Here is a 21318-nt window from a genome sequence, read left to right as displayed (position 1 = left end):
TTGTCCTGAAGGGCAGGCAGGAAGCCAGATAGTTATATTCCAGTTATGAAGGAGGAGAATATGAACAGAAAAAAGGTTGCGTGGCTGCTGACAGCAGCTATGGTAGCTACCAGCGTTGACAGTTCTGCGCTTGTAGCCAGCGGAGCAGATTTTTCTTCAGAGCCAGTGGAGAACATGCAGGAGTTTTCAGATGGAGCTGAAAGTCAGGATGAGGGAGAGGCAGTTTCAGCTGAAGCAGAAGCTCCACAGACAGAGCAGGAAGAAGCTCCGGAAGCGGTACAGGAACCAGAACAGGAAGCAGATTCGGATCTTGCATTGGAGGACGAAACAGAAGAACTTTCAGAGCCCGAAGAGCAGGAAGAAAATACTTCTGATGATTCCGAAGAACTTACAGAACCGGAACCGAACAATGAAGCAGAAGCTTTCAGCAGCGATGACAAGGATCTTGAAGTACAGTCCGAAATCATGGACAGTTCCATGGCAGAAAATGCTATAGATCTTCCATATAAAAATTTTATAGATATTTCTGATGTGTCTTCAGAAGATGCGACAGTGTTCAGATTTTCTGTGGAAAAAAACGGAAAATACAAGATTGTGCTGAGTAGTGTAAATACCGATCACATTATGATATATGATTCTTCTTTTAAAGAATGTGAGGTGGAAGATACAAACATTGTTAGCTGTCAGGCCGGAGAAACTTATTATGCGGTATATAATTTTTCATATGTAAGCGACAACGCAGCAGCAGGTGTTTTTCCTACAATAGAATCTTTCCAGATGGAACAGATGCCAAAGACGGATTATACTCTTTGGGGAGATGGTCCGGAAATAATAACCGGTGAGGGTGCAGTTGTAAGCTGTACATATTCTAACGGTGAAACAGAAGAACTGTCTGACGGTGATGACATAAATATGTTTCCGTTTGTGATGATCGGAAATGAAGAATATGGATACACTGACGAGCCTGGAACTTATCAGGCAAATCTTCTTATCAAGAAGAATGTTAATGGAACTAACTATGATTTATATTGTCTTAAAAATATAGGGCAGATCAGACTGCAGACTCTGAAGTCCTGGGTGCAGAGCAGGAAAGATGATGCTATTGAACTCAGTGGCGAAGAAGAAGAAAACGATGCTGGAATGACAGACCAGTTGTTCCATTTCAGACCGGAAAAAAATGGATTATACAGTCTGTTTGCCCGTGGCGAGGAAGGAAATGAGAACATATACAGTTATCAGGTTCTCATGGATGGAGATTTCAATGTTATCGAGCAGATAGATCATGGTCAGACTTCCAGGAGAAAACTGGAAGCAGGAAAAGATTATTATCTGGCTGTCAGGAATGAAATTCATGATCAGTTATATGCAGGAGTGAGTTCTGCAAAAGAAGTCAAGTCTATTGAAATCAAAAATCCGGAAGTCTCTCTGTGCATGGGTAAGGACAGTCTTAAAAAGGAAGACCTTCTGTCAAATGAAATGATTCAGATAAATTATACAGATGGAACGGAAAATGTTGAAACTTGTTATGGCTCAGTAAGTGAAGGCTATGATATAGAGATTGATACTTCTTCTGTTGATTTCGATGAGGATGGAAATGCCAAAGAAGGAGAGTATACGGTTACAGTTTCTGTTGCAGACCAGAAAACAGAAGTAAAGATAAAGGTTCAGAAATTTGCTGACTTTTTCAATGAACGGGCAGAAGAGCTTACTCTTGATCAGGAACGCAGTACAGCGATCAGTAAAAAAGGAAGCTACTATTACAAGTTTACTGCGCCGGAGGATGGTACATATACGTTTAGATATCGCGCCATGGAAGATGGTGAGGAAACAGGAGATTATTCGTACTCTGTCTCATATTTTGACAGTGAAGGAAACGGTATTGAGGAAACAACAGCGTTGAAAGCCGGTGATGTGGTATATGCACGGATGACATCCGAGTACGACACGGGATATGATTTCTGTATTAAAGCAATCCAGAAAAATTATATGGTGTCATCGCTTAAGGTAGAATCAGAGCCATCGGATAAGACTTATATAGAGAGACTTGAATTCAGGGACAGTGCACAGCCAAAGACAGAAGGACTGAAGATTCGCGTCGCTTATGATGATGGAGTGGAGGAAGTCCTTGGGGCCGAAGATGTCAGCAGAGACGGCAGTAAACTGTCAATCTATCTGGACGATGATTATGATGAAGATGAGAACGGAGAGAAAATTCGAAACTATCAGCTGTACATTGAGTTGGATGGTTCCAGTGTAACTGTTCCGGTAAACTATATGACGCTTGCCCAGTATATTCGCACGCTGGATAAAAACTACAGTAATACATTGAAACTGGATGAGGATGAAACGGTCCAGTGGAATGGGGGAAAAGGATATCTGTACAGCTTTACTCCAGATAAGGATGGAGAGTACAGTTTTACATCGGAAGGTAATGTAGATACCTATGGATATCTTGTGGATGAAAACGGAGAGATTCTTGCTGAAAATGATGAGGATGGAAGTGGTAATAACTTTAAAGTAATCTATACTCTGACTGCAGGCACAACTTACTATTATCTGGCACGTCCGTACAACAGCAGTAAGGAAACATCAACATTAAAGCTTTATAAAAAAGAAAGCATTGCCAGTGTAGATATTGAAAAGCCGAAAAAGACAAATTATATTTCCGGATTTGATAGCGGTATAAATTACGATGGACTGAAAATCAGCATTACGTTTGATTCAGGAAAAGAAGTTACCTATACATATGGTGATGATGATTTTGGGCAGTATATCAATATATCAGATAACTTTGCTTATGATAATTCGGGGAATATACAGCCGGGAGATTATGCACTGACACTTACATATGAAGAGGAAAATATAGGAAGCATTCCGGTAAAATGTCAGTCCTTTGCAGATTATATGAGCGAACATCAGCCAGGGGAACTGAAAATTGGAGAAGATATCACAGAAACCCGAAAAGATGACGAAGATGCTTTCTACAAATTTACGGCATCTGAGACTGGAAAATATAAATTTAAGGTAACAGGAACAAAGGATGAGAATCAATATTATGATTCAAGACTTGATATCTATAATGAAAATGGTGATTATATAAGTGAGCATGGTCATTATGGAGAAATGAGTATAGAGCTTGAAGCCGGAACCACATATTATCTCAGGATAAATTACAGATCTTATACGGAAGACGATGTTGATTATACGATCAGTGTACAGGCACAGCGTACTCTGAAAGAAATGGTATTAAATTCCAATGAAATTGATCTCTATGAGGGATTTGATGATTTTTCCTACGACAGGCTTTGGAACCTGGCAAGAGAGCTGGAGATTACTCTGAAATTTACAGATGGTTCAGAGGAGACAGTACACTGTGTTGAAGATACCACAGAAGATGGTTACCGTGTGTCAGTTGAAGATATTCCGGATCTGGATGGTACACCGGGTACATATAATATGAAGTTCCGGTGTGGGGATATAAGCATAGATTATAAGATAAATCTGCATTCTGCATTGGATTATATTGCGAAGAACGCTTCGGAGATTCAGTCCGGCAAGAGAACTCCTGTAAAAATCCAATCAGACTCAACCGCTGTATATTATGCAGTCGTACCGGAAACAGGATACTATAAGATCAGTTATCTTGCAAATACATCCGCGCGGATTAAATACTATGATCAGGAGGGGGAATATCATGAGACACCGGTAAAGGTGGAAAAAGGTCAGAAATTCTATTTTTCTCTGGAAAATACGGAAGAGAGAAGTATCCGTGCACTGGTAACGGTTGAAAAACAGGATGTAGTTCTGGAGAAGCTTACGATTAAGACGCCGCCGTTAAAGACAACAGTGACAGAAGTTATTGATTATCTGGATGATTATGATATTTCGGATTTCGATGCAGAAGGAATGACTGTAACCGCACAATATACGGATGGAATGACAGAAGATCTGAAACCTGGTGATACCAGCCGTCTGGGAAGTAAATTATCTGTGAATCTGTCACCGACATACGATGAGGACGGAAATGAGAATTTTGCTCTTAGTGTTTCCATGGATGAAGTTCGTAGTGAATTCCTTCAGATATCGCGTATAAGCTTTAAAGACTATCTGAAAGAAAACGGCAATCAGCTGGAAACTTTAAAAGTGAACAAGGATAAAAATATCATGGTACAGAGGAATAAATGCCAGGTATATGGCTTTACGGCAGAAAATGACGGCACATATACATTTTATTCCACAGGCGATGAAGATACTTATGGTTATATCTATGACTCGGAAGGACAGCAGATCGCATATAATGATGATGCCGGTTCCGGAACGAATTTCCAGATACAGCTGGAAATGAAAAAAGGAGAAAAATATTATCTGGCAGCAAGGACATTCTCTTCAGGCGCGGTTAGTACTACGATTCATATTGCGGATGAAAACGGCAGTGAAGGAGCTTCAGCATTGTCGGATTTCAAGCTGGAAGAAGAACCGGAAAAGACAGTATTTTATGCGTATAATGATGAGAATAACCTGAATATATGGGATCTTTCGTACGAAGGCCTCAAGATCAGCGCAAAGACCAAAGAAGGCGAAACGGAAATCTATTCTTACAGCAGAAGTCAGAAAGAATTTCCATTCACAATCACGAACAATATTAAGACCGATGAAAATGGTCGTCCTCTTACTGGGAAATATACGATAACAGTTTCCTACAATGGAAAAACAGCTGTGGAATTTCCGATAGAATTAAAATCCTTTGAGGATTATCTTGCAGGAATTACCAATGTACTGAAGCCAGGTGAAACTCTGGATAAAGTGGCTGAAGATCCGACGGAAGACGGAAATCTGTGTTACGTTAAGCTGCCAGCAGATCTGAAGGGAATTTACTGGAACAGTGGAGACAGAAATAACTGGTCGGTATACGGAATTTATGATATCCAGGGTAAGAAAACAGATATGCAGCTGGGAAACAGTTCTGCCTGGGATTTTGGTGGAAAAGATTATTATCTCTGCCTGAAGGATAAAGGATACGATGACGAGAACGGAATCTTCCGGTATGAAAAAATGGCTTCCAGCGGAATTATCAAAGATATGGAGATCATAAGCCAGCCTGAAAATACAGAATTTCTGAAAGGAATGAATGCGGGAATTGATGTTACAGGAATGATGCTTCGGATCACATACGAAGATGACACGCAGAAGAAGGTTTCTGCGACAGAGTTCAGTGATATTTATAACCGGGAACTTTCTATTGTGAATGAAAAAGGGGAGCGTATTTTTAATGTTTCAGATCTGCATGACGGAGAGAATGATCTCAGTATCCAGCTCTGGGGAATTAAGAAAAACTTCCGTGTTTCACTGACCGATCCGGCAAAGAAAGATTTAGATACACTTGCTCTGGATGAAAATGCTGCATTTTCTGTATCAGAAAGTGTAAGAAGCCATGTATATTCCTATATTCCGGATGAAAACGGCGAATTTTATTTCAATACAGAAGCTGAACATTACAGCTCTTCCTGGGCAGATGAAAATCTGAAATGGTACTGCACAGATGAGGAAGAAAACTATCTGACAGATGAGGAAGGAAATCTGCCGAACCTGAAAAAAGGGAAAAAATATTACTTTGTTGTATATTATGACGGAAGTGCATTTGGGGATGTATCGGTACAGCTTCACAAAGTATCCGGTTCCGGAGAAGATGTTACAGAAGAGGATACCGATGTAGTAGATATGGAGATCACGGCTCCGACAAAAGTGGAATATACGCCGGAAGAGAAGATTTCCTATGACGGAATAAAGATTCATGCAATATATGACGACGGAACAGAGAAAGACTATACATTAGAGGAGGCACAGAAAAAAGGTTTCACTGTTTCTGATACTGTAAAATCTTTAAGCGAAAAAAATTGTCCGGGTTCCTATGAGATTGTTGTCAGACATGAAGGACAGAATGGATTCAGTGTCAGAAAAACAGTTCCGATTACCGTAAAAAATACCGGTGTCTTAAGCGGCGAATTTTCGGAAAATGAGCAGGAAATAGAAATCGGAAGTACAGAACCGCTGTACGAATACCAGGTAGCAGAAGACGGCTATTACCAGCTTGCACTGACTGCGAAAAATGACAGTTTTATTGAGGGATTTATAACAGAAGGCAATAGATCACAGGTGATTAGCTGTTATGGAAATGGAACGAAAACAACTTATTCTTCTCTGGTATATCTGAAGGCCGGAAAACATTATATTAATTTCAGAAGTGAGATGCTGTCAGGTGGAAGCTGTGGTGTGAAACTGTATCATTACAGTGCTGCACCACAGAGAATAGAAGTTATACCGGATTCTGTAAAGACGGAGTTTATCTATGGCAGGGATGCGGTAAACTTTGAAGGAATGAAAGTCAGAATTACCTATGCTGACGGAACTGAAAGAATCGTGACAGTACCGGAGGGATTTGGCAGAAGTGGCATAATGGAAAGTGGTCTGTATATCAATAATGCTTCAGACTGGCTCGGAAATCATGAGCTATACTTATATATTGATATTGAAGATCAGGAAAACAGCAGATCAATCAGCAGCTCCCTGAAATATACTGTAAAATATCCGGATGATACGGTTGAACTGGAAATAGGAAAAACCTATACGGTAAAAGCGGATAGTATGAAAAAACAGTCTGTCATCTATAAGATAAAAGGTTCTGAACTGGATAATGAATTATGCAGGATTCAGTATAGTGACAGTAGAAATACAGTGCGTGTGAGTATGGAAGATGGAAGTTATATGCAAAATGTCTGGCCGCAGTATACGGATGGAACAGGAGAGGTATGTTTTATAGCCAGAAAAGACAAAACCTACATAGTGTCAATTGATCACGATGAAGATGTGGATGAGGATATGACCATAAAACTGGCTGGGAAGAATTCTGTGACAAAGATCACTCCGTTACCGGAAGACAAAACAAGCTATTATTACGGTATTCAGGATAGCGGACTTGAGAATATGAAAATACAGCTTACTTATGCAGACGGAAATACAGAGGTCGTGAACGGACAGGACGAAAGGATCTGGCTGTTCGGGCTGGATATGGAAGAAATCTCAGGCCCTGGAACCTATAGTGGTATTTTGTCCTTCGGAAGTATTCGCACACTTTACAGGAGAGAAATCAAGGATCTGTCATCAGAGGAGATAAAGAAGGATCAGGAGGTCAAGCTTACAGGTGAGGATGCCAGAAACTTTAAGTTCGTTCCTGAAAAAACACAGAAATATTACATGCTGATAAATACTTCGTATGACGATACTGATATAAGGTGTATGAATACAGAGGGAGCTCGTCTGGGATACTGGGTCATCAGAGGAAATGCAGAAGACCGTATCCGGGAGCTGGTACTTACAGCCGGAAAAACCTATTACTTTAATATTACATGCAACAATAACGGCGGAAATTTCGTTATCAGTGATCAGAAGCTGTCCAATATTCAGGTTGAGACAGGCAGCACCTATACTTACACAGGAACGGAGATCAGACCGGAAGTTAAGGTAACCTGCGAGAACAGGGAATTAACCGAAGGTAAGGATTATCAGATCAGCTACAGTAATAATATCAATGTGGGAACAGGACAGATTGAGATCAGCCCGGTTCAGGGAGGAATCAGATTTGCCCAAAAGACTGTAAGCTTTGAGATCACTCCACAGTCTCTGGCAGACGAAAAAGTCGAAGTAACCACAATTCCGGATCAGGAATACACAGGTGAAGAACTGGTTCCGGAAATCCAGGTAAGTATTGGAACAAAAACACTGACGCTGGGAACTGACTACAGGGTATCGTACGAAAATAATACAAATCCCGGAACCGCAGAAGTGACAGTGGAAGGCCTGGGAAATTACTGTGGTACAGTTATGAGAACCTTCAAAATTGTAAAAACTCCAAAAGATTTTACAAAGGCAGAAGTATCGGGAATCAAGACTTCCTATGAGTATACCGGAAAGAGTATTACGCCTGTGCCGGTTGTGAAGTATGAGAATAAAACATTAACAGCAGGAACAGATTACAAGGTATCTTATAAAAATAATACAAACCCTGGAACAGCAGAAATAACAGTAGAAGGTATGGGAGATTACCGCGGTACAGTTACGAGAAACTTCAAAATTGTAAAAACTCCGAAAGATTTTACAAAGGCAGCAGTATCGGGAATCAAGAGCTCTTACGATTATACCGGAAAGAATATTAAACCTGTACCGGTTGTGAAGTATGCTAATAAAGTACTTACAGCAGGAAAAGATTATGATGTAGCCTATGTAAATAATACAAAAGTCGGAAAAGCTACAATAACTATTACCGGTAAGGGAGACTACTCCGGTAAGAAGAGTGTTACTTTTACAATTGCCTATAAGCTGGTAAGCAAAATTACCATGAACAGATCAAGTGCAACAGTACTTGCCGGAAACAGTCTGCAGTTAAAGGCGACAGCAACACCTTCAAACGCATACAATAAGACCGTGACATGGAAGAGCAGCAGTAAATATGTAACCGTAGATAAGAACGGAAAGGTGACTGTGAATGCCAAGGCACCTGGAGGAACCGTTGTCACAATTACAGCAACTGCAAATGACAGCAGCAAGAAATCTGCTTCCTGCAAAATCACGGTGCACAACAAGATTACCTACAGTCTTAACGGCGGAACACAGAATAAGAATAATAAAACAAGCTTCTGCAAACAGACGGTAAAACTCTACAATCCGACCAGAAAAGGATATATATTTGGTGGATGGTACACAGATAAGAGTCTGAAAAAGAAGATTACGGCAATCAGCAGCAAGACAACAGCCAATGTAACGCTGTATGCGAAATGGACGAAGGTATCAGCATGCAAGGCTCCTGCCAAAGTAACGCTGAAAAACAGCAAAGCCAAGACAATGACGGCCTCCTGGGATGCAGTATCCGGAGCGAACGGATATGAGTTCAGTTATGCTGAAAATACAAAATTCACAAAAGCTGTGAAGAAGGTACAGACAGGTCGTACGGTAAATATCGCAAATCTTGTAAAAGGAAAGAACTACTATGTACGTGTAAGGGCGTACAGGACGGATTCTACCGGAGCGAAGATTTATGGCAGTTACAGCAAGACTGTGAAGGTCAAAATTGCAAAGTAAAGAACAGATGAATGCAGGATGATCCGACAGGATCTCCTGCGAAAAAAGGCTCGCAGGAAAAGCAGGGAAATGTATAAATTTCCGGCTTTCCGGAGAGCTTTTTTATTTCAAAAAGTTTAACAGAAAACTTACGCTGGTTTGATGCAAAGCTGTTCCAAATCGTATAAAATAAAAAGTATGCAGATTTTGAAAAGTATTGAGAAGGTAAATGGGGATATACAATATGGCAAAGAAAAAATCAGGAAACAGAATTTACAAAAAAAAGAGACAGCCTCAGAGACTGGCAGACATACTTCAGCCGGAAAAGAAAAATCAGCCGGTAAAAAAGACAGAGCCCGAAAAAGAAATCAATGAGAAAACAGGGGCTTCGGTTTCATCAGCGAAAGAAAAAATAAAGGCGATAGACAGTTTTGTGCAGGCTGTGGATTACCGTCTCCGCTGTAAGGCTGCCATAGATATTCTGATGGCTAAATTAAAGATGATCAATGCGGAGCTTTCAGATCAGAAGAAGCGAACCGTGATCAGTCAGACTACCAGCCGGATCAAAAGCGCGGAGAGTATTTATGTCAAGCTTATAAAAAAAGAACTGACACCGGACTTTGAGACAGCAAGGAAAAATCTGAAGGATCTGATTGGAATCCGTGTGGTCTGCCCCTTCGAGGATGAGCTTTATCAGGTAGCGGAGCTTCTGGAAATGCAGAAAGACATCAGAGTCATCCAGATCAAGGATTATATCAAAAATCCAAAGAAAAACGGCTACAAAAGCCTTCATATGATCGTGGAAGTTCCGATTTATTCGGCTGAGGGGGAACAGAAAGAGCTGGTAGAGATCCAGCTGCGGACCATGGCAATGGATTACTGGTCCGTGCTGGAATATGAGCTCTACTACAAAAAAAGAGACGATGCAGAAATCGAAGCCGAGTTGAAGAAATATGCGGAAGAGATCGCAAAGCTTGATTCCAGAATGTTGAAACTGCGAAATAAGATCGAGAAAATGTGATCGTTTTCTCAGCTGCAAAGATGACATTTCTCACAGGCAGACGGTGTTGCCGCACAACCGCCAAGTGCAGTCTCGCGGAGCTCTGCAGGGAGCTTTTTGCCAACTGTGTACATGGTGTCGATCATCTCATCCAGCGGAATAAACTGTGTGATACCCGCAAGGGACATTTCCGCTGCGATCAGTGCGTTGGAAACACCGGCTGCATTACGGTTCTGGCATGGATATTCCACCAGGCCGCCGACAGGGTCGCAGACAAGACCAAGCATGTTCATAAGAACTGTGGAAGCTGCATAGGTGCATTGTAACGGGGTGCCGCCAAGAAGCTCCACAGTAGCAGAAGCAGCCATTGCAGAGGCGATTCCCACCTCAGCCTGGCATCCACCCACAGCACCGGCAACGGTTGCATTTCGCATGGCAAGATAGCCGATGGCACCTGCATTAAAAAGAGCCTGGCGGATTTTTTCATCAGAAAACCCACAGACCTCCTGAAGTGCGAGCAGCAGTCCGGGAACGATTCCTGCACTCCCGGCAGTGGGGGATGCCACGATCAGTCCCATGGAAGCGTTGGTTTCCAGAGTTGCCATGGCGTAAGTGATAGCCTTTCCCAGGACGTCACCGCAGAGACCTTTTCCCTGGCTCTGGAATAAAGAAAGCTTCTGTGCTTCCCCACCGATCAGACCGCCCATGGAACGTACCGGATTCTTTAGCGGGGAAAAAGCGGCGTCTTTCATAATCTCCAGAACACGGTCCATACGCTGATCTACGATTTCTTCCGTAGTTTCGCCGAGGATGATTTCACGGCGGAGCATCGCCTCCGAAATGCGGAGATTCTTTTCTGAGCAGAGAGACAGAAGCTCTTTTGCATTTTTAAAATCCATGATTCAGACCTTCCTTTCTCTACATCTGAACAACCATGACATCATGGATGTTCGGATTCTGGTGAATGCTTTCTACAATATCTTCCGGAAGATGGCCGTCAGATTCTACAATGGTATAGGCAGTAGTTCCTTTGGATTCGCGGAAAAGACGCATAAAAGCAATGTTGATGTTACGCTCGCTTAAGCATCGGGTGATATAGGCCACAACACCTGGAGTATCCTGATGGATAACGATGATGGCACTGTATTCGCCTGTGAAATCCACTTTTACATGATTGATCTCCACGATACGGACTTTGCCGCCGCCAAGGGATTCACCCCGGACAGTCATTTCCTGGCCCTGTTCGTTGACCATATGAATATCTACGGTGTTAGGATGAACATCTGTTTCCATCTCATTTGGGGTAAAGGAAAAGTCGATTTCCCTATCCGTTGCAATATCAAAAGAGTTACGGATACGCATATCGTCTGTGGAAAATCCCATGATCCCGCCAAGAAGGGCACGGTCAGTACCGTGTCCCTTGTATGTTCTGGCGAAAGAACCATAGAGAGTAAATTCCACTTTTTTAAGAGGGGGCGTGATCATTTTCTGGGCAAGAAAAGCGATCCGCGCCGCACCTGCGGTATGAGAACTGGAAGGACCGATCATATTCGGTCCCATAACGTCAAATACACTGATAAAAGACATTTTGTTTAATTCTCCTGTGGTGTTTTTGCAATAAATTTCTTATAGATAGTGTCAACAATCACACCGATCGCATTATCACCGGATACGTTGCAGGCTGTTCCGAAGGAGTCCTGAGTGATGTAAAGCGCAACCATGATAGCGCAGATCGCACCGTTCGGGTCACCGGCTTCTTTACCGAATACCATGTACAGGAACGGTAAGGCAGTCATAATGGAACCACCCGGAGCACCTGGGGATGCAACCATGGCAATACCCAGAGTCATGATAAACGGGACAACAGTTCCAAGGCTGATCGGCAGCTGGTTCATAAGACAGACTGCGGTTGCACAGGCTGTGATCGTGATCATGGAACCAGCCATGTGGATGTTGGCACAGAGCGGAACTACGAAGTTACGGATCTGTTCACATACTCCGTCTTTTTTTGCACATTCCAGATTGACAGGAATCGTGGCAGCGGAGGACTGGGTTCCAAGTGCTGTTGTGTATCCCGGGATCTGATTGCGGATCAGGGCAAGCGGATTCTTCTTGCTGACAGTTCCTGCAATGATGAACTGAATGGTAATGCAGATCAGATGCATGGCAATGACAACAAGGAATACTTTCCAGAGGATGCTTAAGATCGCAAAGGTTTTTCCGGAAATAGTCATATCTGTGAAGGTTCCGCAGATATAGAGCGGAAGCAGCGGGATGATGATCGTATGAAGTACTTTGTCAATGATCTTTGAAAAATCATTCATTCCATTGTACAGGCTGTTTCCAAGCTCTTTTCCACGCATGGAAGAAAGGCACAGACCCATGATAAATGCAAGTGCAACTGCGGAAAGGGTATCCATGACCGGTTCCAGGGTGATAGAGAAGAATGGAGTCAGGGAAGCGTCAGCAGTAGCTGCGATCTGATCCAGTGCACCTTCACTCATAAAGTGAGGAAAAAGGTTTGAGGATACCAGGTAAGAAGCAGAGCCTGCGATCAGGGTAGAACCATAAGCAAGGGCTACCGTGATCAGGAGAAGCTTACCTGCACCCTGTGACAGATCTGCAATTCCCATGGTTACATAGGCAAGGATCATCAGCGGGATGACAAATTTTAAAAAGGTACTGAAAAATCCGGAAAGGGTTACAACAAAACGACAGAAGCCCTCCGGGAGAAACTGACCGAACAGGATACCAACGATAATGGCAATGATCAGTTTCGGTACAAGTCCGATCTTGATTTTTTTCTTTTCCATTTGGATTCTTTCCTCCTGAGTATGAAGTTATACTGTCTTTGTATGAAAGACAGTTGCTTTATTAAATTTGCACAAAAAGTCGATTGACGTCATCGTGGTTGTATTGTAACATTGACATAAGAATAAGGCAAATTCATAGATTTCATTATTATATTGAAAAATTTTCATAGGAAAGAGGAATGAGTATGGAAATCCGTCAGCTGGAGACATTTGTGCAGGTAGCACAGCTTCAGAGCTTTTCCAGGGCAGCAGAAGTTCTGGGATATTCCCAGTCGGCGATCACAGTGCAGATTCGTCTTCTGGAAAATGAGCTGGAAACCAGACTTTTTGACAGAACCGGAAAGAGAGTAGTGCTGACTCCTTCTGGAAAAGAATTTCTGGAGCATGCGAACCGGATCCTGTACGATGTAAACCGGGCAAAAAAATCAATGAATGATGATGCAGAGCTTAAAAACCCGCTGCATATCGGAACGATCGAATCTCTCTGCACGGCGAAGCTTCCTTCGATTCTCAGTAAATTCCGGGAACTTCATCCAAAAGTCAGCCTCCAGGTGACGATCGATACTCCGGAGCAGCTGATCAGGATGATGGAGCATAACGGGCTGGATCTTATTTATATCTTGGATACGCCAAGATGGGACCAGAACTGGATAAAAGTGATGGAGAAAGCAGAACCTGTGGTATTTGTGGCATCCGCGGATTCAGGGTTTGCCGGAAAAATCCTGAAGCTTGATGATATTCTTAAGGAACCGTTTTTTCTCACAGAGAAGAACGCCAATTACAGGCAGGCACTGGATCAACAGCTGGCACTCAGGCGTCAGGCACTTTCACCGGTACTGGAGATCAGCGATACTGCTTTTATCATACGCATGCTGGAAAAAAATCACGGACTTTCGTTTCTTCCGTATCTTGCTGTGGAGCGTGATATCCGTAAGAAACGGATCGCGCTTCTTAATGTGGAGGATGTGGAGATCTCCATGTACCGGCAGATCTTTTATCATAAGAATAAATTCAGAACAAGGGAAATGGAAGAGTTTATCAGACTTGCGGCAGAGTGATCTGCCGCTTTTTTGACGGAGGTCTGAGAAAGTAAAAGTTGTAAAAAAACAAAAAATATGGCACTATAAAGAAAAAACGAGGAGTGATCAACATGGATTTTACAGAAGAAGCAAAGCAGCTTGGATTTTCCGATGCAGCAGTTATGGATACCAATAAGCTGGTATTTATGCCGGAGTACCGTGTTTTCTGTGAGGAAAATGCCTGTGGCAATTATGATAAGAATCCGGCCTGTCCACCGGAGAGCGGAACGGTGGAGGAGATGAAGGAACGTGCCCTTAAATATGAAAAAACTCTGGTACTTCAGACAACCCAGGATGGATTTATGGACTATAAAAAAGCGAAGCTTTTTCACAATAAGCTTACCGAGCAGCTGGCAGAAAAGATGAAAGAAGCAGGAAAAATAGATCTGCTCATTATGAGTGCAGGTCCTTACAAGCACAATTCCTGCATGTCGGCCTACTGTGTCAATGCACAGAAGATGGCAGACGAGGTAAATATGCTCTGCTGGACAGATGACGGAAAGATCCGATATTTTTCACAGATTCTCTTTCATGAATAATCTGGTTGATTTTGTATACTTTTTTGCGTTAAAGAACTGGACATATTGCCTAAATTGGGTTAAAATTTAATCTATATGTATGTCAAAACGTATAAAAGTTCCGGAGGTGGACTGGAAGATGAAGAAAAAGATGAGGATCGAAAAAGTAAGCACCTGGGGGATGGTGATTGCTTTTGTCCTCACGTTTGTATTTCTTGGAATCGCAGTATGGAGCTGGGGAGAGTTCATGCAATAGAATATAAAGCCATGCGTCTTGTTGTAGGAACTACCGGATTTGCGAAGGAAGCCTGGCCGGAGAAAGTACAGAAGGTGACTCTGACGCAGCAGGAAGAGGATCTTTCTGTCAACGGAAAACTTCGGACAGCGCAGCAGCTTGTAAGTAACAACCGCTATCAGGCATACAAAGAAAGAATTGTTTCAAAATGCACAGAATGCAAGGATGCACTTGCGGAGAACACACGGAACGTACAGGGAAAATCCATCCATATTTCCAAGGAGATCGTAAAGAAGCTGGAAGTCTGTATGTCGATTCTGGTGATCCTGGTCATTGCAATAAGCATTATGATCCGGCGGCTGATCGTTCAGCCATTACTCAGCTATAACCAGAGTATCAAGAACGGAGAGATCTTTGGATGATCTTCCGGCAGTGTCCTTAAGCGTGAGAACTGCATTTGCAGACCGTGAGAATCCGGGAGAAAGCATTTTCAAGGATGCAGATAAAGCCCTCTATTATGTAAAAGAGCATGGAAGGAACGGATGCAGCTTCTACTAAAAATGTGATAGTAAGGAAGACAGAGGAATAAAAAAATGGGTTTGTTAGATGGACACGATATGGAAGAAATTCTGTTGGAGTCCAAAATGGGCTTCTGGAAAATTGAATTTGCCGAAGGGGAAGAGCCGTGTTTTTATGCAGATCATGTAACAGATGAGCTGCTGGGAATTTCACCGGAAATGACTCCCGAGGAACGTTTTCGCTTTCACAGAAAGCATATCCACGAAGATGATATGGAAATGTTCATGGAATACTCGGGTAAGCTTTTGGTGGAGCGTGCAGAAATAGTTTATCGTTATGTACATCCGATCAGTGGAGAGATGTATGTGCGCTGCAGCGGCAAAAAAGACAATACAGTAAAAGATCGTATCTGTATTGTAGGATTTCACCAGGATATTTCCGAAACAATCCGTGTGGAAAAAGGGAAACTTGCAGAGCAGCGTCTTGCAGAGCAGAACTATACTCTGCGTAAGGAACATATGATCCAGAAAGGATACTATAAGGATCTGCTGGATGTACAGAACTGCGGACTGATGGCCTATACACTTCCGGAACATAAGCTGATTCATATGAATGCAGAGGCATTGCGGATTTATGGTTTTCAGAGTCTGGAAGAGGTACAGCGCAATTTAGGTCCTATATTAAAAAGTGTTTATTACCCGGATCCGGAAACTGCGCTGAAGCTGAGAGCACTTCGAAGTATAGATGACACTGTGGAATATGAATGTGTCATCAATAAAGGAACTCCAAAGGAGTGCCATGCAATGGCGAAGACAGGAATATTTCAGACACCGGACGGAGAACGGGCTGTTGTCACTACGTTTCTGGATGTGTCACAGATGATCATGCTGAAAACTGCTCTGAAGCAGGCAGAAGAGGGAAGCAGGGCGAAAACGTCTTTTTTATTTAATATGTCGCACGATCTGCGTACACCGATGAATGCGATCATCGGATTTGCGGAATTGATGAAGAGACACTGGCATGAAAGAACACTGGCAGAGAATTATCTGTATAAGCTGGAGGAGGCGAGCAGTTATCTTCTGGAGATCATCAACAATGTGCTTGAGACCGCACGAATCGAAAGCGGCAAGGAGACCTTAAAAGAAGAATCGAACAGTCTTGAAAAGCTTTATGAAGATCTGAAGATCATTACAGAAGGTACCATGCAGGAGAAACATCTTACTTTCTCTGAAGATATTCATATCCGTCATGACTGTGTAATCTGTGATTCACTGAAGCTTCGGGAAATCTTTGTGAATATACTGGGAAATTCAGTGAAATATACACCTCAGTATGGACAGATCCGTATGACGGTGACGGAGCTTGAATCAGAGAAAGAAAATTATGCTACATACCAGACTGTGATCCAGGATTCCGGAATCGGAATGAGCCAGGAATATCTGAGACATATTTTTGAGCCATTTTCAAGAGAAAAGAATTCATCGGAATCAGGAGTGATCGGTACCGGACTGGGGCTTTCCATCGTCAGATCACTGGTAGAGATGATGGGCGGAAAGATTTCTGTGGAGAGTGAAGAAGGAAATGGCACGAAGTTTACAGTGGTGATGTCCCATCCGATTTCAGAGGAACAGAAGAATTCAGCCCCTTCAGATAAAGAAAATCGGAAGAAAGAGAAAGTCAGTGTGAAGAAGCTGGAAGGCAAGAGAATCCTGATCGCAGAGGATAATGCGCTGAATGCCGAGATCATACTGACGATCCTTGGTGATTATAAGATCCGCGCAGAGCTTGTACAGGATGGACAACGGGCGGTTGATATCATAAAGAAAATGCCGGCAGATTATTACGATATGATACTGATGGATATCCAGATGCCGCATATGGATGGATATGAGGCCACCAGAGCAATCCGTTCACTGAAAGGACGAAGATCAGAGATTCCGATCGTGGCAATGACAGCTAATGCTTTTGAGGAAGACAGAAGAGCAGCTTTTGAAGCCGGAATGAATGGTCACATTGCGAAACCGATCGAGATCAGGGGACTTCTGAAAACAATAGCAGAAATTTTAAAATTACTATAACAGTTTTTTTAAATATATAGAAACATCAGACAGGAGGAAGACAGAAATGGAAAAATCAACCGTTTATTTTACAGATTTTCGCTGCCCGGTAGGAACCAGCCAGCTTGACAAGCTGAAAAAGCTCTGTGTGGCAGCCGGAATCAGGGATATTGATATGGACGGCAAATTCGTAGCAATCAAAATGCACTTTGGAGAGCTTGGAAATATGGCATTTCTTCGCCCGAATTATGCGAAGGTTGTGGCAGATATCTGTAAGGAACAGGGCGGACTGCCGTTCCTGACAGACTGTAACACCCTCTATCCGGGAAGCAGAAAGAATGCACTGGAGCATCTGGACTGTGCGAACCTCAATGGTTTCAACACCATAACAACGGGATGCCAGATCATCATTGGTGATGGATTACGCGGAACGGATGAGGTGGAAGTTCCGGTTGTAAACGGAGAATACTGTAAGACTGCAAAGATCGGTCATGCGATCATGGATGCGGATATTTTTATCAGTCTCAGCCATTTCAAAGGTCATGAGACAACCGGTTTCGGCGGTGCTCTGAAGAATATCGGAATGGGATGTGGAAGCCGTGCCGGAAAGATGCAGCAACATGCCAGCGGCAAACCGGCTATCAACGAAGAAGTCTGTCGTGGCTGCCGCCGCTGTGCAAAAGAATGCGGAAGTGATGCGATCACCTATGTGAACAAAAAAGCAGTCATCGATTATGACAAATGCAAGGGCTGCGGCCGCTGTATCGGGGCCTGCGGTTTTGATGCCGTATACAATCCAAACAACAGTGCCAATGAGGAGCTTGACCGTAAAATGGCAGAGTACGCGCAGGCTGTCTGTCATGGCCGTCCGCATTTCCACATTGCGCTTGTGCAGGATATCAGCCCGAACTGTGACTGCCACGGTGAGAATGATGCGCCGATCCTTCCGGATATCGGAATGTTCGCAAGCTTTGACCCGGTTGCACTGGATCAGGCCTGTGCAGATGCCTGCCTGAAGGCAACACCGATCGCAAACAGCCAGCTTGGCGAGCATCTGGCAGAGCCTGGATGGCATTGCCACCATGACCACTTCAAGGATTCCAACCCGAATATCGAGTGGAAAGCAACACTGGACCAGGCAGAGAAGATCGGTCTTGGAACACGTGCATATGAACTGAAAACTATCAAATAAAGATCTGTACGGAGATCTTTGTAAGATATTCCTCCTGTGAGGCAGCAGCCAGTTCATCAATCACAGCTTCTTTGTAAGAATACTGTCCGGTCCGGAACCCATGTTCATCGATCCACTGGAACAGTCTGCGATAGGTGGCCTCGGAATCGTAGTAATTTCCTTTCAGGTAGGCGACAGCGTAGGTTCCGGCCGGCTTAATATGAAAAGGAATCCCATCCGGATGGTCGATCACTTTTGTGAAAAAATATGCGTAGGTATCCAGATGCTCCTGGCGTAATTCATTTACATCCAGCATGGCACCGTACGGATGCCCGGCATTCAGGTTATGCTTATTGCAGTAGCCGATATGGCTGCAGAGCGTGTGGATGATCGCTTCATGGTCGCTGGTGTTAAGCGGATCACTGAGAATCAGGTATTCCTGTGGGCTGTATTCCTGAAAAATATGTCCGCTGCAGTTTTCGGACTCAAAAAACAGTTCAGAATTATCGGAGGTTACTGCTTCCTTCTGGGCTTCCAGCTCTTCCTGAAGAGAAACCAGAGAGAGCTTTGTCTCGATTACCTGACGGATCTTCCGTATCCGTTCTTCTTCTTTTAAAACTTCTTCCCGTTGTTCGAGAAGGAGTTTTTTTAATGCCTGTGGATTCCGGTGGTTCAGGAAGGCACCGATTTCTTTCAGAGGCATCCCCAGTCTGCTTAAACAGGAAATCGTAAAAAAAACATCAAACTGATTTTCACTGTAATAGCGGTAGCTGCGGTCATCAGTGTAAGCAGGCTTGAAAAGCCCGATCTCATCATAATGGATCAGTGTTCGTTTATTTGTTCCGCAAAGTTTTGCAAAATCCCCGGTTTTTATGCACGGATTATTAAATTTTTGCATAAATATACAAGACCTCCTTGGCTATAACGTTACGGTATACTTTGTTATATAGCTGTTTCAGGAAAACAGCAACGGACAAGGTAAAAAATTTACAGTCCGTTTAGAAATTTATAAAAAAGAAGGAGAAACTTATGCCAAAATTAAGTGACCGTGTGAATACATTTACAGACTCCGTTATCCGCCGTATGACAAGAATCAGCGATGAGTATGGAGCAATCAATCTGTCTCAGGGATTTCCTGACTTCGATCCGCCAAAAGCGATCATTGTCTGCAATCCGTCCAATCTCTTCTCGCATTATATACAAAGAAAAGAGCGCATTTCTTAAATGGCCTGGACGAGATCGGACTGAAGCACAATGTGCCACAGGGAACCTACTTCGTTATGATCGATATTCAGGAATTTCTGGATCTTCCGCAGTTTGCAGGATATACAGATTTTGAGTTCTGCGAGTGGATGATCAAAAACATCGGAGTGGCAGCAGTACCGGGCTCCAGCTTCTTCCGTGAAGATGTGAACAACCTGATCCGTCTACATTTTGCACGTGAGGAGAAAACAATCGATGAGGCACTTGTCCGCCTGAAGAAGATGAAGGAGCAGCGTTTATCCCTGCATTGCTTGCAGTTACACTTACCTCTGTAAAGACCAGGTTTGTGATCGGTGTTCTTTCTCTGGTGCAGATCATTTATCTGACTGAGGTCGGAACTATTATCATCAAGAGTGAGATTCCGCTGAATTTCTGGAAGCTTCTGGTGATCTTCCTTGAGAGAACCATTATTGCGATTTCGCTGATCGTGTTATTTGCGAACATGCTTGGATTATAAAAGATAAACGTACAGGGCGAAGAGTTTTTGGTAAACTTTTCGCTCTTGTTTTATATCTGAACGGGTCTGGTCTGCCTGTATGTTTCGTTGTATAATGATAAAAGATTGCAGCCTTTGAATTTATTGGATCGCTATAGATAGGAAACTGTGTAAAGCAGGCAGAGTGTGATATTTTGTTGAAATGGATAAAGGATGATAACTTATGGATTTTCGAATATTACGATATTTTTTAACAGTAGCAAAAGAACAGAGTTTTACAAAAGCGGCAGAACAGCTGCATATCACACAGCCTACGCTTTCCAGGCAGCTTGCAGGGCTTGAGGAAGAGCTGGGAGTGCAGCTTCTGGTGCGTTCCGGAAGAAACATCACGCTGACAGAACAGGGACTTCTTTTTAAAAGAAGGGCACTGGAGCTTCTTGATCTGGAAGAACGTACCAGGGAGGAATTAAGAGGTGCTGAAGAACTGATGGAAGGGAAGATCACGGTTGGCTGTGGGGAATTTGTGGCAGTGGAGATTCTGGCAGAGCTTTGTAAGAAATACCGGGAAAAATATCCGCTGGTTCAGATCGCTGTGCACACAGCTACAGCGGATATCACCTATGAGATGATGAATAAAGGACTTGTGGATATCGGACTTTTTATGGAACCTGTGAATACGGAGGATATGGAATATATACGTATTCAGGACAGCGATCACTGGGTGGTAAGCATGCGCCCGGATGATCCCCTTGCAGAAAAAGAATTCATAGAGAAAAAAGATCTCCTGGATAAACCGCTGATCCTGCCGGAACGAACCGGGGTCCAGAGTGAGCTGGCCAACTGGTTCGGAAAAGATTTCAACCGGCTTCAGATCGCCTACACCAGTAATCTTGGCACGAACGCCGGTGTTCTGGCCTCAAAAGGCGCAGGTTATCCGATTTCCGTTGAAGGCGCCGGACGATACTGGAAGGAAGAATATATTGTACAGAAAAGACTGTATCCGGAGATCACCGCAAATACAGTCATAGCCTGGAGAAGAAACATTCCCAATTCTCCTGTGGTGGAGCGTTTTATTGAAGAAATCAAGGACTTTGGGGCGTGGAAGAAAAACTGAAC

The 21318-nt window shown here is 43.2% G+C and carries 16 protein-coding genes; 12 read left to right on the top strand and 4 right to left on the bottom strand.

All coding sequences use genetic code 11. The annotated features are described in order from the left end of the window. The first annotated feature begins 60 nt into the window (after nt 1-60). A complete protein-coding gene (locus tag WMO28_RS04830; RefSeq protein ID WP_349056207.1) occupies nt 61-9132 on the top strand; it encodes an InlB B-repeat-containing protein in 9072 nt (3023 codons plus the stop codon). Between the two features lie 223 nt (nt 9133-9355). Further along, on the top strand, nt 9356-10132 hold the full coding sequence (locus WMO28_RS04825) for a RelA/SpoT-related domain-containing protein (protein WP_178642341.1): 777 nt from the start codon (nt 9356-9358) through the stop codon (nt 10130-10132). A gap of 8 nt (nt 10133-10140) precedes the next feature. Here WMO28_RS04825 and sdaAA read toward each other — a convergent pair whose 3' ends face one another. The 3 genes from sdaAA to WMO28_RS04810 are packed head-to-tail and all read right to left on the bottom strand — an operon-like array spanning nt 10141 to nt 12924. Then, entirely contained in the window at nt 10141-11010 is an 870-nt protein-coding gene (sdaAA, locus tag WMO28_RS04820) for an L-serine ammonia-lyase, iron-sulfur-dependent, subunit alpha (RefSeq protein WP_178642344.1), read from the bottom strand. Between the two features lie 19 nt (nt 11011-11029). After that, nucleotides 11030-11698 (bottom strand): L-serine ammonia-lyase, iron-sulfur-dependent subunit beta, encoded by a 669-nt coding sequence (gene sdaAB / locus WMO28_RS04815; RefSeq protein ID WP_349056205.1) that lies wholly within the window; start codon nt 11696-11698, stop codon nt 11030-11032. Between the two features lie 5 nt (nt 11699-11703). Then, on the bottom strand, nt 11704-12924 hold the full coding sequence (locus WMO28_RS04810) for a cation:dicarboxylate symporter family transporter (protein WP_178642350.1): 1221 nt from the start codon (nt 12922-12924) through the stop codon (nt 11704-11706). Nucleotides 12925-13103: 179 nt separating this feature from the next. Here WMO28_RS04810 and WMO28_RS04805 point away from each other — a divergent pair, with 179 nt between their 5' ends. The 6 genes from WMO28_RS04805 (at nt 13104) to WMO28_RS04780 (ending at nt 18524) form a co-directional block, all read left to right on the top strand. After that, the gene (locus tag WMO28_RS04805) at nt 13104-13982 is read left to right on the top strand and encodes a LysR family transcriptional regulator (RefSeq protein ID WP_349056204.1); all 879 of its coding nucleotides are present in this window, start codon (nt 13104-13106) and stop codon (nt 13980-13982) included. A gap of 92 nt (nt 13983-14074) precedes the next feature. Beyond that, entirely contained in the window at nt 14075-14542 is a 468-nt protein-coding gene (locus WMO28_RS04800) for a DUF2284 domain-containing protein (RefSeq protein WP_178642355.1), read from the top strand. Nucleotides 14543-14749: 207 nt separating this feature from the next. Then, a complete protein-coding gene (locus WMO28_RS04795) occupies nt 14750-15178 on the top strand; it encodes a hypothetical protein (protein ID WP_178642358.1) in 429 nt (142 codons plus the stop codon). Next, nucleotides 15171-15314 (top strand): hypothetical protein, encoded by a 144-nt coding sequence (locus tag WMO28_RS04790; RefSeq protein ID WP_349056203.1) that lies wholly within the window; start codon nt 15171-15173, stop codon nt 15312-15314. Before WMO28_RS04795 ends, WMO28_RS04790 begins: the two co-directional genes overlap by 8 nt. Nucleotides 15315-15349: 35 nt before the next feature. Further along, nucleotides 15350-17353: a PAS domain-containing hybrid sensor histidine kinase/response regulator gene (locus WMO28_RS04785; RefSeq protein WP_349056202.1), complete on the top strand. Its 2004-nt coding sequence runs from the start codon at nt 15350-15352 to the stop codon at nt 17351-17353. Between the two features lie 46 nt (nt 17354-17399). Then, complete coding sequence (locus WMO28_RS04780; RefSeq protein ID WP_178645241.1) at nt 17400-18524, top strand: DUF362 domain-containing protein; 1125 nt, start codon at nt 17400-17402, stop codon at nt 18522-18524. Here WMO28_RS04780 and WMO28_RS04775 read toward each other — a convergent pair. Further along, nucleotides 18517-19401: a MerR family transcriptional regulator gene (locus WMO28_RS04775; protein ID WP_349056201.1), complete on the bottom strand. Its 885-nt coding sequence runs from the start codon at nt 19399-19401 to the stop codon at nt 18517-18519. The two genes, WMO28_RS04780 and WMO28_RS04775, sit on opposite strands and share 8 nt — an antisense overlap. A gap of 131 nt (nt 19402-19532) precedes the next feature. Between WMO28_RS04775 and WMO28_RS04770 the strand changes: the two genes are divergently transcribed. From WMO28_RS04770 to WMO28_RS04755, 4 genes are all read left to right on the top strand, one after another. After that, nucleotides 19533-19727, top strand: coding sequence for a hypothetical protein (locus WMO28_RS04770; protein ID WP_349056200.1), 195 nt, complete (start codon nt 19533-19535; stop codon nt 19725-19727). After that, a complete protein-coding gene (locus tag WMO28_RS04765) occupies nt 19670-20041 on the top strand; it encodes an aminotransferase class I/II-fold pyridoxal phosphate-dependent enzyme (RefSeq protein ID WP_349056287.1) in 372 nt (123 codons plus the stop codon). Before WMO28_RS04770 ends, WMO28_RS04765 begins: the two co-directional genes overlap by 58 nt. After that, a complete protein-coding gene (locus WMO28_RS04760; protein ID WP_178645243.1) occupies nt 20014-20223 on the top strand; it encodes a hypothetical protein in 210 nt (69 codons plus the stop codon). Before WMO28_RS04765 ends, WMO28_RS04760 begins: the two co-directional genes overlap by 28 nt. A 202-nt stretch (nt 20224-20425) precedes the next feature. Further along, nucleotides 20426-21316, top strand: a complete 891-nt coding sequence (locus WMO28_RS04755; RefSeq protein ID WP_349056199.1) for a LysR family transcriptional regulator — start codon at nt 20426-20428, stop codon at nt 21314-21316. Nucleotides 21317-21318: the final 2 nt, after the last annotated feature.

Source organism: Blautia aquisgranensis (assembly GCF_040096615.1).
GTDB lineage: Bacteria > Bacillota > Clostridia > Lachnospirales > Lachnospiraceae > Blautia_A > Blautia_A aquisgranensis.
This window is presented reverse-complemented; position numbering and strand designations above follow the sequence as displayed.

Excerpts from the sequence above, each read along its gene's own strand:
- WMO28_RS04800 (WP_178642355.1), top strand. The coding sequence starts at position 14,075 with ATGGATTTTACAGAAGAAGCAAAGCAGCTTGGATTTTCCGATGCAGCA.
- WMO28_RS04805 (WP_349056204.1), top strand. The coding sequence starts at position 13,104 with ATGAGTATGGAAATCCGTCAGCTGGAGACATTTGTGCAGGTAGCACAG.
- WMO28_RS04780 (WP_178645241.1), top strand. The coding sequence starts at position 17,400 with ATGGAAAAATCAACCGTTTATTTTACAGATTTTCGCTGCCCGGTAGGA.
- WMO28_RS04825 (WP_178642341.1), top strand. The coding sequence starts at position 9,356 with ATGGCAAAGAAAAAATCAGGAAACAGAATTTACAAAAAAAAGAGACAG.
- sdaAB (WP_349056205.1), bottom strand. The coding sequence starts at position 11,698 with ATGTCTTTTATCAGTGTATTTGACGTTATGGGACCGAATATGATCGGT.
- WMO28_RS04830 (WP_349056207.1), top strand. The coding sequence starts at position 61 with ATGAACAGAAAAAAGGTTGCGTGGCTGCTGACAGCAGCTATGGTAGCT.
- WMO28_RS04770 (WP_349056200.1), top strand. The coding sequence starts at position 19,533 with ATGCCAAAATTAAGTGACCGTGTGAATACATTTACAGACTCCGTTATC.
- sdaAA (WP_178642344.1), bottom strand. The coding sequence starts at position 11,010 with ATGGATTTTAAAAATGCAAAAGAGCTTCTGTCTCTCTGCTCAGAAAAG.
- WMO28_RS04795 (WP_178642358.1), top strand. The coding sequence starts at position 14,750 with ATGGAGCTGGGGAGAGTTCATGCAATAGAATATAAAGCCATGCGTCTT.
- WMO28_RS04810 (WP_178642350.1), bottom strand. The coding sequence starts at position 12,924 with ATGGAAAAGAAAAAAATCAAGATCGGACTTGTACCGAAACTGATCATT.
- WMO28_RS04755 (WP_349056199.1), top strand. The coding sequence starts at position 20,426 with ATGGATTTTCGAATATTACGATATTTTTTAACAGTAGCAAAAGAACAG.
- WMO28_RS04785 (WP_349056202.1), top strand. The coding sequence starts at position 15,350 with ATGGGTTTGTTAGATGGACACGATATGGAAGAAATTCTGTTGGAGTCC.
- WMO28_RS04775 (WP_349056201.1), bottom strand. The coding sequence starts at position 19,401 with ATGCAAAAATTTAATAATCCGTGCATAAAAACCGGGGATTTTGCAAAA.